11 protein-coding genes are annotated in these 15,888 nt (G+C 65.8%); 2 read left to right on the top strand and 9 right to left on the bottom strand.

Annotation, left to right across the window (positions count from 1 at the left end; translation table 11 throughout):
* Positions 1 to 14 precede the first annotated feature (14 nt).
* From FHY19_RS06420 to FHY19_RS06440, 5 genes are all read right to left on the bottom strand, one after another.
* Positions 15 to 1,202, bottom strand: coding sequence for a cystathionine gamma-synthase (locus FHY19_RS06420; protein WP_259163094.1), 1,188 nt, complete (start codon positions 1,200 to 1,202; stop codon positions 15 to 17).
* An 89-nt stretch (positions 1,203 to 1,291) separates the two neighbouring features.
* A complete protein-coding gene (locus tag FHY19_RS06425) occupies positions 1,292 to 2,662 on the bottom strand; it encodes a pyridoxal-phosphate dependent enzyme (protein ID WP_259163095.1) in 1,371 nt (456 codons plus the stop codon).
* 238 nt (positions 2,663 to 2,900) lie between these two features.
* A complete protein-coding gene (locus FHY19_RS06430; RefSeq protein ID WP_002814034.1) occupies positions 2,901 to 3,119 on the bottom strand; it encodes a YdcH family protein in 219 nt (72 codons plus the stop codon).
* 353 nt (positions 3,120 to 3,472) lie between these two features.
* Positions 3,473 to 4,363 (bottom strand): hypothetical protein, encoded by an 891-nt coding sequence (locus FHY19_RS06435; protein WP_259163096.1) that lies wholly within the window; start codon positions 4,361 to 4,363, stop codon positions 3,473 to 3,475.
* A complete protein-coding gene (locus FHY19_RS06440; protein WP_046963332.1) occupies positions 4,360 to 4,743 on the bottom strand; it encodes a DUF4398 domain-containing protein in 384 nt (127 codons plus the stop codon). The genes FHY19_RS06435 and FHY19_RS06440 overlap by 4 nt, the downstream gene beginning before the upstream one ends.
* Before the next feature lie 99 nt (positions 4,744 to 4,842).
* Between FHY19_RS06440 and FHY19_RS06445 the strand changes: the two genes are divergently transcribed.
* On the top strand, positions 4,843 to 5,976 hold the full coding sequence (locus FHY19_RS06445) for a PilT/PilU family type 4a pilus ATPase (protein WP_259156566.1): 1,134 nt from the start codon (positions 4,843 to 4,845) through the stop codon (positions 5,974 to 5,976).
* A gap of 662 nt (positions 5,977 to 6,638) precedes the next feature.
* On the opposite strand, the gene maiA is transcribed toward FHY19_RS06445, so the two are convergent.
* Positions 6,639 to 7,301 carry a maleylacetoacetate isomerase gene (gene maiA / locus FHY19_RS06450; RefSeq protein ID WP_259163097.1) on the bottom strand — a complete coding sequence of 221 codons (663 nt, stop codon included), beginning with the start codon at positions 7,299 to 7,301 and terminating at the stop codon, positions 6,639 to 6,641.
* Positions 7,302 to 7,344: 43 nt separating this feature from the next.
* Positions 7,345 to 8,403, bottom strand: coding sequence for a fumarylacetoacetate hydrolase family protein (locus FHY19_RS06455; RefSeq protein ID WP_259164077.1), 1,059 nt, complete (start codon positions 8,401 to 8,403; stop codon positions 7,345 to 7,347).
* A 306-nt stretch (positions 8,404 to 8,709) separates the two neighbouring features.
* Between FHY19_RS06455 and FHY19_RS06460 the strand changes: the two genes are divergently transcribed.
* A complete protein-coding gene (locus FHY19_RS06460) occupies positions 8,710 to 10,098 on the top strand; it encodes a DEAD/DEAH box helicase (RefSeq protein WP_259156570.1) in 1,389 nt (462 codons plus the stop codon).
* Positions 10,099 to 10,541: 443 nt separating this feature from the next.
* On the opposite strand, the gene FHY19_RS06465 is transcribed toward FHY19_RS06460, so the two are convergent.
* Both FHY19_RS06465 and FHY19_RS06470 read right to left on the bottom strand, forming a co-directional pair.
* Positions 10,542 to 12,827 carry a transferrin receptor-like dimerization domain-containing protein gene (locus FHY19_RS06465; RefSeq protein WP_259163098.1) on the bottom strand — a complete coding sequence of 762 codons (2,286 nt, stop codon included), beginning with the start codon at positions 12,825 to 12,827 and terminating at the stop codon, positions 10,542 to 10,544.
* Positions 12,828 to 13,010: 183 nt separating this feature from the next.
* The gene (locus FHY19_RS06470; RefSeq protein WP_259163099.1) at positions 13,011 to 15,644 is read right to left on the bottom strand and encodes a TonB-dependent receptor; all 2,634 of its coding nucleotides are present in this window, start codon (positions 15,642 to 15,644) and stop codon (positions 13,011 to 13,013) included.
* Between the last annotated feature and the right edge of the window lie 244 nt (positions 15,645 to 15,888).

Here is a 15,888-nt window from a genome sequence, read left to right on the forward strand (position 1 = left end):
GTGTCTGCGCGCGGTCAGAAACTCAAAGCCCGCTCCAAATCCATCCGCAAATCCGCTAGCTCCTCAACCCCCACACTCAACCGCACCAGCGCATCACTGATACCAAGCTGCTCGCGGCGGGCCACAGGGATCGAGGCGTGGGTCATGACGGCGGGATGGTTCACCAGGCTTTCCACACCGCCGAGCGATTCGGCCAGGGTGAACAGTTCGGTCTTTTCGCAGAAGCGCTTGGCTGCCTCAAACCCGCCTTTGAGCACGATGGAGACGATGCCGCCGAAGCCGGACATCTGGCGCTTGGCCAGTGCGTGCTGCGGGTGCGAGGCCAGGCCTGGATAGATCACCTTTTCGATGGCGGGGTGGGTTTCCAGCCACTGCGCCAGCGCCAGGGCGTTTTCGCAGTGCGCGCGCATGCGCAGCGGCAAGGTCTTCAATCCGCGTAGCGCAAGGAAGCTGTCGAACGGGCCTTGCACGCCACCGATGGAGTTCTGCAGGAACGCCATCTGTTCGGCAAGCTCGGTGTTATCGCCAACGACCGCGATACCGCCCACCATGTCCGAGTGGCCGTTGAGGTACTTGGTGGCCGAATGCACGACGATGTCCGCACCAAGGCCGAGCGGGCGCTGCAGCATCGGCGAGGCGAAGGTGTTGTCGACCACGATCAGCAGGCCGTGCTTGCGGGCGATGGCGGCAATCGCCGCAATGTCGACCAGCTTGAGCATCGGGTTGGTCGGGGTTTCGATCCAGACCATCTTGGTGTCGGGACCAATTGCGGCTTCGAAGGCGGCCGGGTCGGTCAAATCGACGAAGCTGAAATCCAGGCCGGCGGTGCGACGACGCACACGCTCGAACAGGCGGAAGGTACCGCCATACAGGTCGTCCATCGCCACGACGTGGCTGCCGGCATCCAGCAGCTCCATCACGGTGGACGTGGCGGCCATGCCCGAGGCAAACGCGAATGCGCGCGTACCGCCTTCCAGCGCGGCAACGCAGCGCTCGTAGGCGAAGCGCGTAGGGTTATGGGTGCGCGAGTACTCGAAGCCCTGATGTTCGCCCGGGCTGGATTGCGCGTAGGTGGACGTCGCATAGATCGGCGGCATCACTGCGCCGGTGCTGGGATCTGGCGACTGCCCTCCATGGATCGCCAGCGTTGCAAGCGCCAATGCGCGCTCGCCATCGTGGCCTTTGGTCGTGCTGTTGGACATGGAGGTTCCCGGAAAAAGTGGGCGATTGTAGCAAGCAGGTCTGAACGGCCAATGCCGCGCGCCTCACCAGCGCGCGCGGCATTGCGCGGTCACTGCACGCGGCGGCGCAGGTAGTTGAGCAGGTCGATGCGGGTGATCAGGCCGAGGAACTGCTTGCCGTCCATGACGATGGCGACCTGGCCGCGGTCGAACACCGGCAGCAGCGCCTCGATCGGCGAGGCGACATCCAGGCGGTCGAGCTTGCTGACCATTGCGGTGGAAATCGGGTCGCGAAAACGCGCTTCATCGCCATACACATGCAGCAGCACGTCGCTCTCGTCGACGATGCCGACCAGTTCGCCGTCGTCGATCACCGGCAGCTGCGACACGTCATACAGCTTCATGCGCTGATAGGCGGTGGTCAGCAGGTCCTTCGGGCCCACCACCACGGTGTCGCGCTTGTTGTACGGGCGCAGGATCAGGTCGCGCAGGTCGCCGTGTTGCGGGCGTTCCAGGAAGCCGTTGTCGAGCATCCAGTAGTCGTTGTACATCTTCGACAGATACTTGTTGCCGGTATCGCAGACGAACACCAGCACGCGCTTGGGCGTTGTCTGCTCGCGGCAGTACTTCAGCGCCGCAGCCAGCAAGGTGCCGGTGGACGAGCCTCCGAGGACGCCCTCCTTGGCCAGCAGCTCGCGCGCGGTGTGGAAGCTTTCGGCATCGCTGATCGAATAGGCCTTCTTGACCCGGGTGAAGTCGGAGATGTCCGGCAGAAAATCTTCGCCGATGCCTTCGACCAGCCAGCTGCCGGACTTCTCGCTGACCGTGCCCTCTTCGATGTACTGGGTCAGGATCGAACCCACCGGGTCGGCCAGTACCAGCTCGGTGTGCGGCGAAGCGGTGGCGAAGGCGCGCGACAGGCCGGTCATGGTGCCGGAACTGCCGCAGCCGAACACGATCGCGTCCAGCTGGCCGTCCATTTGCGCCAGGATTTCCGGACCGGTCCCGAATTCGTGCGCGGCCGGGTTGTCCGGGTTGCCGAACTGATTGATGAAATACGCGCCGGGGGTCTCGGCGGCGATCTTGGCGGCTAGGTCCTGGTAGTACTCCGGGTGGCCCTTGGCCACGTCCGACCGGGTCAGCACCACATTGGCGCCCATGGCCTTGAGATTGAAGATCTTCTCGCGGCTCATCTTGTCCGGCACCACCAGGATCAGCTGGTAGCCCTTCTGCTGCGCCACCAGGGCCAGACCCAGGCCGGTGTTGCCGGCGGTGCCCTCCACGAGCGTGGCGCCGGGCTTGAGATCGCCGCGCCGTTCGGCCGCTTCGATCATCGACAGCCCGATGCGATCCTTGATCGATCCGCCGGGATTGTTCGCCTCCAGCTTGAGGAACAGCTCGCAGACACCGGTGTCCAGGCTCTGGGCCTTGACGATCGGCGTGTTGCCAATCAGTTCGAGTACGGAGGAATGAATCGCCATCGGGATATCGTCGCTGCGCCGCGCGGGCTAGACCGGTCATTATCCGACGAACCGCCGGGGAATGCTCATCCAGGCGGGAAACGATCGTGCCCGCCTATGAACGAGCGTGCTCAACTGCTCGAAACGCTGGCGCCTGGCGGCGCCGGCATCGGCCAAAACAAAGACGCGGACGGTGGCAAGCCGACGAGGAGGCCGCCACCGCCCGCGACGGTGAACTTGTTCTAACGGTGGGGAAGGATCAGTGCGTGAGCTGGTCGTACATCCGGGTGAGCTTCTCTTTGGCCTGCAATTTTTCGCGTTTCATCTGGCCCAAGGTCACGTCGTCGATGGGGAGCACCCCAAGTTCGGCATCCATGCATTTCTTGTTCAAGAGCTTGTGGCGTTGGTACAGCTGCTTGAACTCGGGATCGGACTTGACCAATGCGTCGATTTCGGTCTGCGGTTGCCCTTCGAACATGGCGTTACCTCCTTCACTTAAAACAAGAACGCCCCGGCCGCGGACGGCGCAGGGCGCTGCTTGGGAATGGAAGACCCGCGAGTCGCGTTGGCAAAGGTCACCACGGTAGACGCACTGGTAAAACCACTACCTGTTGCAACTGCGTGCGTCGCTGCGTGCCCTTGCGTCACTGACCCGGCCCTCCGTACTTTCCGGGCGGCGGAGTTGCTGCCCGGAGGTACGACCCTACGCCGGTCGCGAAGGGGGTTCAAGGCCGGAACGGCTGCTTTTGCCGTTCCTTGCGTCAATCAGTGACCGCGGTTCAACCGGGCGTCATGCCCGGGTTAAAACGCCTTAACTTCCAACTACTTGCATTATGGAGCGACAACGACCTCGGCCGCACGCGTCTTGCTGGCGGCACCCTTGCTGCCACTGACCTGCAACCGCGATCCCGCAACGCCGCCGGCGACCAACGCATCGCGAAGCGCCTCGGCGCGCTTCTTGGCCACGGCCGCATCACTGTCGAAACCCACGATGCTGACCCGGCCCTTCTTGCCGATGTTGAGATACTCGGCCAGCGCCTTGGCCTGCCCGGCCGCATCGCCGGACAACGCCGCCTTGCCGCCGAACGCGCCGCTGCCCAGCGAGAACACTTCGCCGCGGCTGTCCACCTTGGACGAGGGCAGCTTGGCCCCTGCCACCAGTTCGGCCTCCTCGTGCGCCAGCTGGAGCGCCTTCTGCTGGGCGGCGTTGAGCTTGGCAGTCTGCTTGCCGGCCACGTTGGTCAGCGCCAGCTCGGCATCCTGGCGGGCCAGGGTTTCCTGTTCGGCGGCCTGACGCATGCGCTCGGCCTCCTCGGCCTGGATCTGCGCCTGCACACGCAGGCGCTCGGCCTCCTGCCGGGCGCGCGAGGCGTCACGGCGGCTGGCTTCGATCAGCAGGTCGTTGCGGGTGCCTTCCAGGCAGTCGAGCTCGCGCCGTGCCAGCGCGGTGCGGGCGGTGAGCTCGGCGATCTCGACCCGGCGGTCGGCCAGAAACACCAGCTCATCGCGGTCGCGCCGCTTGGCCTCGGCCAGCGCGGCCACGGTCTGCTGGGCCTGCAAGCGCTCGTAGCGGGCCAGGTCGCTGGTCTGCGGGTCGTTCTGCAGCGCCGCCAGGCGCCGGTTGAGCGCGTCGGCCTGCGGGTCGTCCTTGGCCGCCATCGCCAGCGACGGCAGCGTGGCCAGGCTCAGCACACCGATATAAAGGTAGGGGCGCAGTTTCATCGACCGCTCTCCCCGGTGTTGAGGCTGTTCTGCAGTTGCGCCACTTCCTTGCGGCGTTGCTCCAGCTGGGCACTGACCACCGCCTCTTCGCTGCGCGCCTTGGCCAGATCGGCATCGGCGGCGGCGCGCAGGGCGATCTGCGGCACCTGCTTGCGCTGGCGCTTGTCCAGCTGCGCCTGCTGGGCCTGCATCAGTTCCTGGCGGGCCAGGTTGACCAGATCCGGGGCGTATTGGTCGGCGTCGGCCTGGGTGGCGCGTTGCACGGCCTGTTCGGCGGCGGTGAGCTCCGGAGCCACCTGGGCGGCGGCCGGAGAGGAAAGAACCATGAAACAGGCGATGCCATACAGGGATCGCCGCAAGTATGCGAAGCTAGCCGTCATTAGGGGAGCCGTAGCGAGGAAGTCTCGAGCACGGCCATTGTCGGAAGCCTGCGGCGGACTTGCAACGAGACGCTGCTGTTTGTTGGGGAACCATTGCGCATGGATATCGGCTACTTCCTGAAGCTGATGACCGAAAAGAATGCCTCGGACATGTTCTTGACCACCGGTGCGCCGGTGTACATCAAGATCGAAGGCAAGCTCTACCCGCTCGGCAATACGGGGTTGCCGCCGGGGATGGTCAAGAAAATCGCTTACTCATTGATGGACGAAGGCCAGGTACCGCAGTTCGAGCGCGAGCTCGAGCTCAACATGGCCATCGCCCTGCCCGACGCCGGCCGCTTCCGCGTGAACGTGTTCAAGCAGCGTGGCGAGGTGGGCATGGTGATCCGCGCCATCCGCAGCCGGATCCCGAGCATCGAAGAACTCAACCTGCCGCAGGTGCTGAAGGACGTCATCATGACTCCGCGCGGGCTGGTGCTGGTGGTCGGTTCGACCGGCTCCGGCAAGTCGACCTCGCTGGCCTCGATGATCGACCACCGCAACAGCACCACCACCGGGCACATCCTCACCATCGAGGACCCGATCGAATATCTGCACAAGCACAAGATGTCGATCGTGAACCAGCGCGAGGTGGGCCTGGACACGCATGCGTTCCAGAGCGCGCTGAAGAACGCGATGCGCGAGGCGCCGGACGTGATCCTGATCGGCGAGATCCTGGATGCCGAGACCATGGAGGCGGCCATCGCCTTCGCCGAGACCGGTCACCTGTGCCTGGCCACGTTGCACTCCAACAATGCCGACCAGACCATCGAGCGCATCCTCAACTTCTTCCCGGAAAGCGCGCACAAGAACGTGCTGATGAATCTGGCGCTGAATCTGCGCGCAGTGGTCTCGCAGCGCCTGGTCAAGGGGCTGGATGGGCGCCGTCGCCCGGCGACCGAAGTGCTGCTCAATACCCCGATGATCCGCGACCTGCTGCGCCGCGGCCAGGTGCACGAGGTCAAGCAGGCGATGGAAGAATCGCTGGAAGAAGGCATGCAGACCTTCGACCAATGCCTGTTCCGCATGGTCAAATCAGGGGAAATCGAGCAAGAGGAGGCGCTGCGAGCTGCCGACTCGCGCGATGGCCTGGCACTGAAGTTCCGGCTGTCCGAAGGTGGTTCGGGCGAGCACGACCCGTATGCGGATTACGAGACTGCCGCCGCACCGAAGATCAGCCACGGATTTATCTGATCGGTCTGGTGGGCAGAAGCGGCAGGCGGCAGCGTTGTTAGATGGTCGCTGCCGGCGCTGAGTCCTGCGGTGTGTCGTCGCTGCCCGAAGCGCCCTCATCCGGCGCTACGCGCCACCTTCTCCCGCTCGCGGGAGAAGGGCAACGGAGTCGGCAACCCGGAACGTCAGTGTGGCCCAGGGGTAGCGCCGCTGCTGCCTGAGGTCGTGGTTCCAGCGCTACTGCCTTCTCAAGAGCACGTCATCCACCTTCTCCAGAGCATCACCTGCTCCAGAACACGTCATTCGCCTTCTCCAAAGCGCATCCCTGCGTTTCTCCCAAGCACGCATCCTGGGTCTCCAAGGCATCTCCACCGGCGTTGCAAGCCGCTGCTCTCGCTGATGGCAACGCCAGGATTTACGCGTGCGCGCAACGCGGAGCCGGTTACCGGAGTGCTGGTCGGGAACCAGCGCGTCGGCGTCCTGGCTCACCCTTCCCGCGCGCCCTTCTCCCGCGCGGCGGGAGAAGGTGCCCGCAGGGCGGATGAGGGGCTCGATGTGCCAGCGACAAGCCAATTCCCGCATTGCCTGGCTGGGAGCTAGCGCGTCGGCGTCCTGGCACCCCCTTCTCCCGCGCGGCAGGAGAAGGTGCCCGCAGGGCGGATGAGGGCCGTGATTCCCTGCCCTCACGCCATCGCATCGACCTGCATTTCGGGCCGTGCCGCATCGAAGGCCGGCAGCGCCAGGCAGGCCAGTTCGATGCGTTGCAAGGTCGGATATGGTGCCAGATCGACCTCGAAGCGATGGGCGTTGTAAAGCTGCGGAATCAGGACGCAATCGGCCAGCCCCGGCGTGTCGCCGTGGCAGAAACGCCCGGTGCGCGCATCGTGCGCCAGTTGCGCCTCCAGTGCGGCGAACCCGCGCTGCATCCAGTGCTGGGTCCAGTGCAGGCGTTGCGCAGCGTCCAGCGCGAACTCGCGCTCCAGCAGTTGGGTGACGCGCAGATTGTTGAGCGGATGCACATCGCAGGTGATGAGCTGGGCCAGCGCGCGCACGCGGGCGCGGTCGGCCGGGGCTGCCGGCAATAGCGGCGCGCTGCCCGCAAAGGCCTCTTCCAGATAGTCCAGAATCGCCAGCGACTGCGGGATCACCACTGCGCCGTGACGCAGCGTCGGCACCAGCTGCTGCGGGTTGAGCTGCGCATAGGCCGCAGCATGCTGCTCGCCGCCGTCGCGCACCAGATGCACCGGATGGGTGACATAGGCCAGCGACTTCAGGTGCAGGCCGATTCGCACGCGATACGCCGCGCTCGAACGCCAGTACGAAAACAGCTCCAGCGCCGCGCTCATGCGCGCCCGCCGGTGACCGCGCCCGCCGGCCAGACGCTAAGCGTCATGGCAATGGCTGCCGTTCGACGCGCTGCTCGATCGCACCGAAGACGCTGGCGCCGCCGGCATCGAACATCTCGATCCGCACCACATCGCCGAACGCCATGAACGGCGTGCTCGGCTTGCCATCGCGCAAGGTCTCGACCACGCGCTGTTCGGCGAAGCACGATGCGCCCAGCGTGGTGTCTTCGTTGGCGATGGTGCCGGACCCGACAATCGTGCCGGCCGACAACGGGCGGGTCTTGGCGGCATGGGCGATCAGCTGGGCGAAATCGAACTGCATGTCGTTGCCCGCCTCCGGCGCGCCGAACCAGGCGCCGTTGACGTGGGTCACCAGTGGCAGATGCACCTTGTTGTCGCGCCATGCATCGGCCAATTCGTCGGGGGTGACGAACACCGGCGACAGCGCCGAGCGCGGCTTGGACTGCACAAAACCAAATCCCTTGGCGAGCTCGGCCGGGATCAGGTTACGCAGCGAAACATCGTTGACCAGGCCGATCAACTGGATATGCGCGGCCGCCTGTTCGGGCGATGCGCCCATCGGCACGTCGTCGGTGATCACCACGATTTCGGCTTCCAGATCGATGCCGTGGTCTTCGCTGATCACCTTGATGGCATCGCGCGGGCCGTAGAAGCCGGCGCTGGTGGCCTGGTACATCAGCGGGTCGGTGTAGAAGCTTTCCGGCACCTCGGCATTGCGCGCGCGCCGCACGCGCTCCACATGCGGCAGGTAGGCGCTGCCATCGACGAATTCGTACGCGCGCGGGAGCGGCGCGGCCAGTGCCTGCAGATCCAGATCGAAGACGCCATCGGCGCTACCCTCGTCGAGCGCGGCAGCCAAGGCGTTCAGCCGTGGCGCGACGTTGCTCCAGTCTTCCAGCGCGCGCTGCAGCGTCGGTGCGATGCCGGTGGCGTGCACGGCCTTGCTCAGGTCGCGCGAAACCACGATCAGGCTGCCATCGCGGCCGCCTTCCTTCAGGGAACCTAGCTTCATGACCATCCTGTGCTGTGGCTGATGTGCCGATTGTACGACCTGGCGCAATAATGGTTGCGGTTGAAACAGCTGACCCGGAACACAACGCGATGCCGGAATTTTGTGCAGCGCGCCAAAGGGGCGTACACTTGCCGGGTCTGCATGCGGCCGTCCGTTTCCCTTTGGGACCGCCGGCGAGGCCAGGATCGCTCGATCCGCTCGCCCGCCCCACCCGACGCCTTTCGTGGTGCCGACAAACCCATCGCTCCTTGATTGGGTTGTTCCACCATCTCGCAGCGCGGTTCACGGGAACGCTCCGAGCCTCACTTTTTGCATCTGCAATGCGTTTGCGCTCCGGGCCTGGCCTGGTGGCGACGCTTTACTTGGAGCTTCCTGATGTCTTTTGAATCCCTGGGCCTGGCGCCCTTCCTGCTGCGCGCTTTGGCCGAGCAGGGCTATGAAACCCCCACTGCAATCCAGCAGCAGGCGATCCCGTTGGTGCTGGCAGGTCACGACCTGCTGGCCGGCGCGCAGACCGGTACCGGCAAGACTGCCGCGTTCGGCCTGCCGCTGCTGCAGCACCTGGGCACCAGCCCGCAGCCGGTCAACGGCCCGCGCAAGCCGCGCGCGCTGATCCTGACCCCGACCCGCGAACTGGCGACCCAGGTGCATGACAGCCTGCGCGGCTACAGCAAGTACCTGCGCATTCCGAGCGCGGTGATCTATGGCGGCGTGGGCATGGGCAACCAGCTCGATACGCTGCGTCGTGGCGTGGACCTGCTGATCGCCTGCCCGGGCCGCCTGATCGACCATATCGAGCGTCGCAGCGTGGACCTGTCCGGCATCGAAGTGCTGATCCTGGACGAAGCCGATCGCATGCTCGACATGGGCTTCTTGCCGTCGATCAAGCGCATCCTGACCAAGCTGCCGCGCCAGGACCGCCAGACCCTGCTGTTCTCGGCAACGTTCGAAGAGAACATCAAGCAGCTGGCGCTGGAATTCATGCGCAACCCGATGCAGATCCAGGTCACCCCGAGCAACACCGTGGCCGAGAGCATCACCCACCGCGTGCACCCGGTCGATGGCGCGCGCAAGCGTGACCTGCTGCTGCACCTGCTGGCGCAGGACAGCCGCGAGCAGACCCTGGTGTTTGCCCGCACCAAGCACGGCAGCGACAAGCTGGCGCTGTTCCTGGAGAAGTCCGGCATCAAGACCGCGGCGATCCACGGCAACAAGAGCCAGGGCCAGCGCATGCGTGCCCTGAGCGACTTCAAGGCCGGCCGCGTGACCGTGCTGGTGGCCACCGATATCGCCGCGCGCGGCATCGACATCGACCAGTTGCCCAAGGTCATCAACTACGACCTGCCGATGGTGGCCGAAGACTACGTGCACCGCATCGGCCGCACCGGCCGCAACGGTTCCACCGGCGAGGCGATCTCGCTGGTGGCGCAGGACGAAGCCAAGCTGCTGCGCCAGATCGTGCGCATGCTGGGCCGCGACGTGGAAATCCGCGACGTGCCGGGCTACGAGCCGCAGACCCCGATCCGTTGGGGCAATAGCGCGCCGGGTCGTGCCGAGCAGCCGGGTGGCGATCGCGCCCCGCGCAAGAGCCACGCACGTCGTCCGCATGGCGATGCGCCGCGTCAGGCGCATGCGCATGCCGGCCCGAAGAAGCCCGGTGGCCAGCGCAGCAGCGGGCCGCGTCAGGCCGGTGCGGGCGCGGGTGCCGGTGCAGGCCGTCGCGACAGCGGCCGTGGCGGCCAGCGCCCGAGCGGCACGCGCTGAATCCCGCGCGCCGGTTCCACTGGCGTTGCCGCATGCAGTGACGTGACAGAAAAAGCCGCCCCTCGGGGCGGCTTTTTTGTGGGCGTCGTCGCGCGAAGGTGCAAGGCGGTAGAGGCCAGGTGCAACCTTCGCAAGCGCCGCGCGTGCCATCGAAGAAGCCGGAGCGGTGCAACGATCAAGGCAAGAACCGGTGGTTGCACAAACAAGCCCGGTCACGCTGGTGGCGCGTGGCTGGCGCCACCGCTCCTCGCTCGCCGCTGCAGTTGGTCTGCTTCCGCAAGGCAACCAACATGCCCGACGATCTTCCGGCACTCCCTGCGCTCGGCCACACCGCAGACGCAGCGGCTTGAGCGCGAGCACCGATCGCGGCAACGTTCAGGACTGACGGGAGGCTGGAACCTCACCGCCAACCCTCAGCGCTTCCTGTCTTGCGTGCTCACTGCCTAGCCGTCGATCAACGCGGTATTGCGATCGATTGCCTCGCGATACCGATCCAGCACCGCGGCGGTCTGCACGATGTACTTGTTGAGATCCTCCCAACGCCGGTCTTCCAGCGCTTCGCGAATGCCTGGCAGGGTCTTGACCTCGTAACCGGTAGCCAGGCCGGGGGCGTAGATCAGGTTGCGGTACCACGGCCGCCCCGGCAAACCGCCTTCGGCCAGCAGGGTCTGGTCGATGCGCTGCAGCGAGGCGTTGAGCTTGCCGCGCACGCCTGCATCCAGGCTGCCGCCACGCGATGCCAGCGCTCCGTCGTAGCGCTTGGCACTGGCCTGCAATCGCGCGATGGCCTGGTCCAGCGCGGCGAAGTCGATCTGCGGCACCGCGGCTTTCGGCTCGGGCGCGCGTTGCGGCCGGTTCGGGTTATCGACGGCCGCATAGGCTCCGGCCTGCAGCAACTCGGCCTGCGTGCGTGCGGCAGTGCGGTCGCTGTCGGCCTGCTGCTTGAGCTCCTGCGCATAGCCGGCCACCGCATCGGCGAAGTCGCCGAAGCGTTGCGGCAACACCGGTGCGTTGGCCACGCGCAGCACCGTGCGGCCGACCGTCTGCGACAACAGCGGCAGATAGCTGAAGTCCGGATCGATGTAGCGCGCGAAGTAATCGTAGGAGTCGTACAGCGAGTGATAGACGCCGCTGCCGCCGCCCTGCCCGCCATAGCCCAGATCCAGCGTTGCCAATCCCAGATGCTGCAGGAACGGGCTGTAGTCGCTGCCCGAGCCCAGCGCCTTGAGCGGCACATCGCCACCGGCCGCGACCTGCTTGGCGATGTCTTTCTGCGCCGGCTTGGCGCTCGGTGCCAAAGCATCGATACGCGCACGGGCGCGCTGCCGTTCGAGCACGCTCACGCCGCTGTCGGGATCGCGCAGATCCGCCGCCACGCCATTGACCAGCCGCTGCAGCGCATGACTGCCGCCGGCATTGAGAAAGCCGCGTCCGTTGCCGTCGGTGTTGACGTACAGCACCGCTTTGCGGCGCAGTTCGTCGGCGTGCTGTTCAGCCCATTCGGTGGAGCCGAGCAGGCCGGCTTCTTCGCCGTCCCAACTGGCGTAGACGAGCGTGCGCTTGGGGCGCTGCCCCTGCCTGGCCAGCTCGCCGATCGCCTTGGCTTCGGCCAGCAAGGCGGTGGTGCCCGAGAGCGGATCGGCCGCACCGAACACCCAGCCGTCGCGGTGATTGCCGCGCACCACCCACTGGTCCGGATATTCGCTGCCACGCAGGGTGGCGATGACGTTGTAGATGGTCTTGCTGCCCCAGTCCGCATCCACCTTCAGATGCACGCGCGCGCTGTCGTCGCCGCCGATGCGGTAGGTGATCGGCAGCGCGCCGCGCCAGTCCTCCGGTGCCACCGGCCCGCCCAGGGCGGCCAGCAAGGGTTGCGCGTCGCCCCAGCTGATCGGCAGGGTCGGGATCTTCAACACACTGCCGGCCTGGTCGATCTTCAGGCGTTTGGCGCCCTTGCTGGCGCCGACGCCCGGGGTGAGCGGATCGCCGGGATAGATCGCGAAATTGGCGACCGAGCCGCGTTGCACGCTCCACTGATTGCGCGCCGGGCCATCGGGATAGGCCCGATCCTGAAAATACCCGTCGTCGCGCGGATCGGAATAGATGATCGCGCCGATCGCACCATGCTCCTGCGCCAGCCGCGGCTTGAGCCCGCGCCAGCCCTTGCCGTAGCGGGCGATGACGATCTTGCCGCGCACATCCACGCCGTTGCGCGCCAGCGCTTCGTAGTCTTCGGCGATGCCGTAATTGACGTAGACCAGATCGCCGGTGACATCGCCATTGCCGCCGTAGATCACATACGGCGGCAGTACGTTGTCGGTTTGGGTGGAGGTGCTGTCGCCCGGCAGCGGCGGCTCCTTCAGACGCGCGACATAGGGTTTGGGACCGAGCAGTTCCAGCTGCGAGGTCTTGGGCGAGGGCCACAACACCTCGAAGGTTTCGATGCGCGCATCCCAGCCGTAGCCGCGCAGGCGCGTTTGCAGATCGCGGGCGTTTTCCAGGTTATGCGGCGCGCCGACATGATTCGGCGCCGACGACCATTGCTTCAACCAGCCGCGATAATCGGCGTCCTGCAAGCCGCTATCGAAACGCGCTTCCAGCGCGCGTTGCGCCTGTGCGGCATCGGCGTCGTAACCCGGTAGCGCGGCGGGTGGTGCGGCAGGTTGCGCGACTAGGGGAGGCGCGACGAAGGCCAGGGCGAGTAGCCAGGCGTGCTGCGAAGAGGTCATCGTGATTCCTTGAAAGTGTTCAGGGCCAATGGCGCTGCAGTCGTTCAGAGCGGTGGCAGGCAGAGCCACCATTGCACGGCTGCGGTCGCGAACCTAGCTGCCGCAGTGTGCAGGAGTCCGCCTGTGCGCGATGGGGCCTGACCGGCACTCCCACGTCGCGCACAAGGGCCGTGCGTATGCCGATCAGAATCGGTAATCCAGGCCGACGGTGAAATAGCGCCCACGCAGGTCGTATTGGGTGAAGTCGTATGGCGCGCGAATGCCCGGGAACGAGGCATCGACCGGCGGTTGCTTGTCGGCCAGATTCTCGATCTTGGCGTACAGGGTGAGCTTGTCGATGCCGGTGTACCCCAGATACAGGTCGAACTGGTTGTAGTCGCCCACGCGCGACTGCACCGCACTGGCCGCGGCGCTGGCCTTCTGGTCGTAGCCACCGGTGTAGTACCAGGTCAGCGCCGCACTCACCGTGCCCAGATTCCAGTCCAGCGTGGTGGTGGCCTTGTTGCGCGGCAACGACGGGCCGAGATTGCTGCCGGCGTAATCCTGCAACGGGCCACCGACCACGGTGGGGCGACGGTAATCGCGCACATGGGTATAGGCGGTATTGAGTCCGAAGTTGCCGGCCGCTTCGGTGCGCCAGCGCTGGCGTAATTCGACATCGAGGCCGGAGGTCGTCAGCTCGCTGAGGTTTTGATAACGGTTGTACACCGCCACCAGCGTGCCGCGTTCGTTGCGGATGACATCGGCCGGGTCGTTGTTCTGCACGATGGTGGCGTTGTTGCCGGTGCCGACCAGATTCTCCAGTTCGATCTTGTACCAGTCCACGCTCAGGCTGGTGTCGGCCCACGGCGACAGCACCACGCCGAGGTTGTAGCTGCGCGTGCGCTCTGGATCGAGCTCCGTGTTGCCGACGGTGAAGAAGGTCGGGTTCTGGCGCGAACCCGGCACGTCCGGATCGAACGGGTCGACCACCGAACCGTAGGAGATATTCGTACTGGCTGCATTCTCCGACAGCGACGGTGCGCGAAAGCCGCGCGAGGCGGCCGCGCGCACCAGCACGGCATCCAGCGGTTGCCAGCGCAAACTGGCCTTGGGCGAAAACGCATTGCCGAAATCGCTGTAATGATCGCCGCGCCCTGCCAGTTGCAGTTCCAGCGATCGCAGCAGCGGCAGGTTGACTTCGGCATATAGCGCCGACACCTTGCGCTCACCATCCACCGCGGCAATCGCGGGGCGGATCTGCAGGCCCTGGTCGATCTGCCAGGGATTGCGCGAGACCAGTTCCTCCTGCCGCCACTCGGCGCCGGCAGCGAACCCGACGCTGCCGGCCGGCAGCTCGAACAGATTGCCGGACACCTTGGCGTCGACGCCGCGCAGTGTCGATTGGGCCGGGCGCAGCGTGCTGAGGTTGATGCCGTCGATCACCGATTGCGGTGTGGCCGATGGATCGAGCAGGTTGTAGCTGCCATCGGCCAGCGCCTGGGCCAGCGTAAAGCGATTGGCAAAACCACCGGACACGGTTTCGTGCTCGGTGCTGCGTGCGGCGAACGCCGCCGCCTCCCAATCCCAGCGTTCGGTCTTGCCGCGCACGCCACCGAGAAAACGATAGGACTGCGAGCGGTTGGTTTTGACCGTCTGGCCCAGGTCGAAGAAGGTGTATTCGATCGGTACCGCGGTGCCGTACGGGTTGTACGGGCTGGAGGCCGGCAACAGGTTGGATACCGGCTCGGCCAGGCCTGTGCTGGCGTTCAAGGCAAAGCGGCCGCCCTCCAGGGTGAAGTACGGGCTGGAACCGAAGATCGACACGCCCTTGACCTCGCTGTAGAGCGCCTCCCCAAACGCTTCGACATTGTCGCTGAGCCGGAAGGTGGCGTTGGTATAGGCCTGATAGCGCTTGGTCGAGGGGATCAGCGTGGTGAACGGGGCCTGGTTGAAGCCGCAGGTATCGCCGGCCAGGCCGTCGATCGGCGCGCTGGCGGTGAGCACCGTCCCCGTGGGGCAATTGCCTTGCGCATCGAGCATCGGTACAGAGCGGCCGCCGACCAGGTAACGCGCGCCCTTGGCCGACCAGCCGTTCCAGCGCCCGCCGGGCAGGTCGGTGTAGATGCCCGAGCGGGTCAGCGCGCGCTGGTCCTGATCCAGCCGGTCGCGGTTGTAGGCGTCGAAACTGAAGAGGATGTTGTAGCCATCGCTGTCCAGATCGCCGATGCCGCCGATGAACTTGGCGCGCTGGGTGTCCATGCCGCCCTGATCGGAGGTGCCGCCACTAATGCCGAGCTCGGTGCCCTGGAAATCCTGCCGGGTGATGATGTTGACCACGCCGGCCACCGCATCGGAGCCGTACACGGCAGAGGCGCCGTCCTTGAGCACCTCGATGCGTTCCACTGCCACCAGCGGCAGCGCGTTGAGGTTGACGAAGGTGTCGCCCAGGCCATTGGCGGGAAAGCCGTAATTGGCCAGCCGGCGCCCGTTGAGCAACACCAGCGTGTTCTTCTGCGACAGCCCGCGCAGGCCAATGCCCGCCGAGCCGGAGGCCCAGCCGTTGTTGGTGGTTTCGTTGGTGGCGTTGCCGGTGTTGGCCGAGATCGAGCGCAGCGCGTCGGCCACGGTGACCTTGCCGGACTGCTCCAGCTGCTGGCGGTCGATCACCTGCACCGGGTTCGGGCCTTCGCTGTCGGTGCGCTTGATGTTGGAGCCGGTGACGCTGACGGTGGCCAGGGTCTTGCCCGTGTCGGGTGTCGCGTCGTCGGCATGAGCGAGGGGAATCAGCGCCGAGAGGACGGCAAGAGACAGCAGGTAAGGCGTAGGGCGCTTCACGCACGGCATCCATGAATAGGGGGCTTTGCAGTGGGCCATGCGCGATTGATTAACAAAAATTACATAACTGCATAGGGATATGACGTGCCGTGACACACGACGCCGGACAGACGCGATCGTCCGCGCGTCGGACCTCAAGACGCCGCGCGCGTCGTTGGAGCGCATCCGGGCCAACCGGTGGTGCTGGTGTCCTCGCGAGGACGCAGATGCACGGTCTCGCTGCGATTGGCACAGCCCGAGAAGC

The sequence above is a fragment of the Xanthomonas sp. 4461 genome (assembly GCF_024806475.1).
GTDB classification, from domain to species: domain Bacteria; phylum Pseudomonadota; class Gammaproteobacteria; order Xanthomonadales; family Xanthomonadaceae; genus Xanthomonas; species Xanthomonas arboricola_F.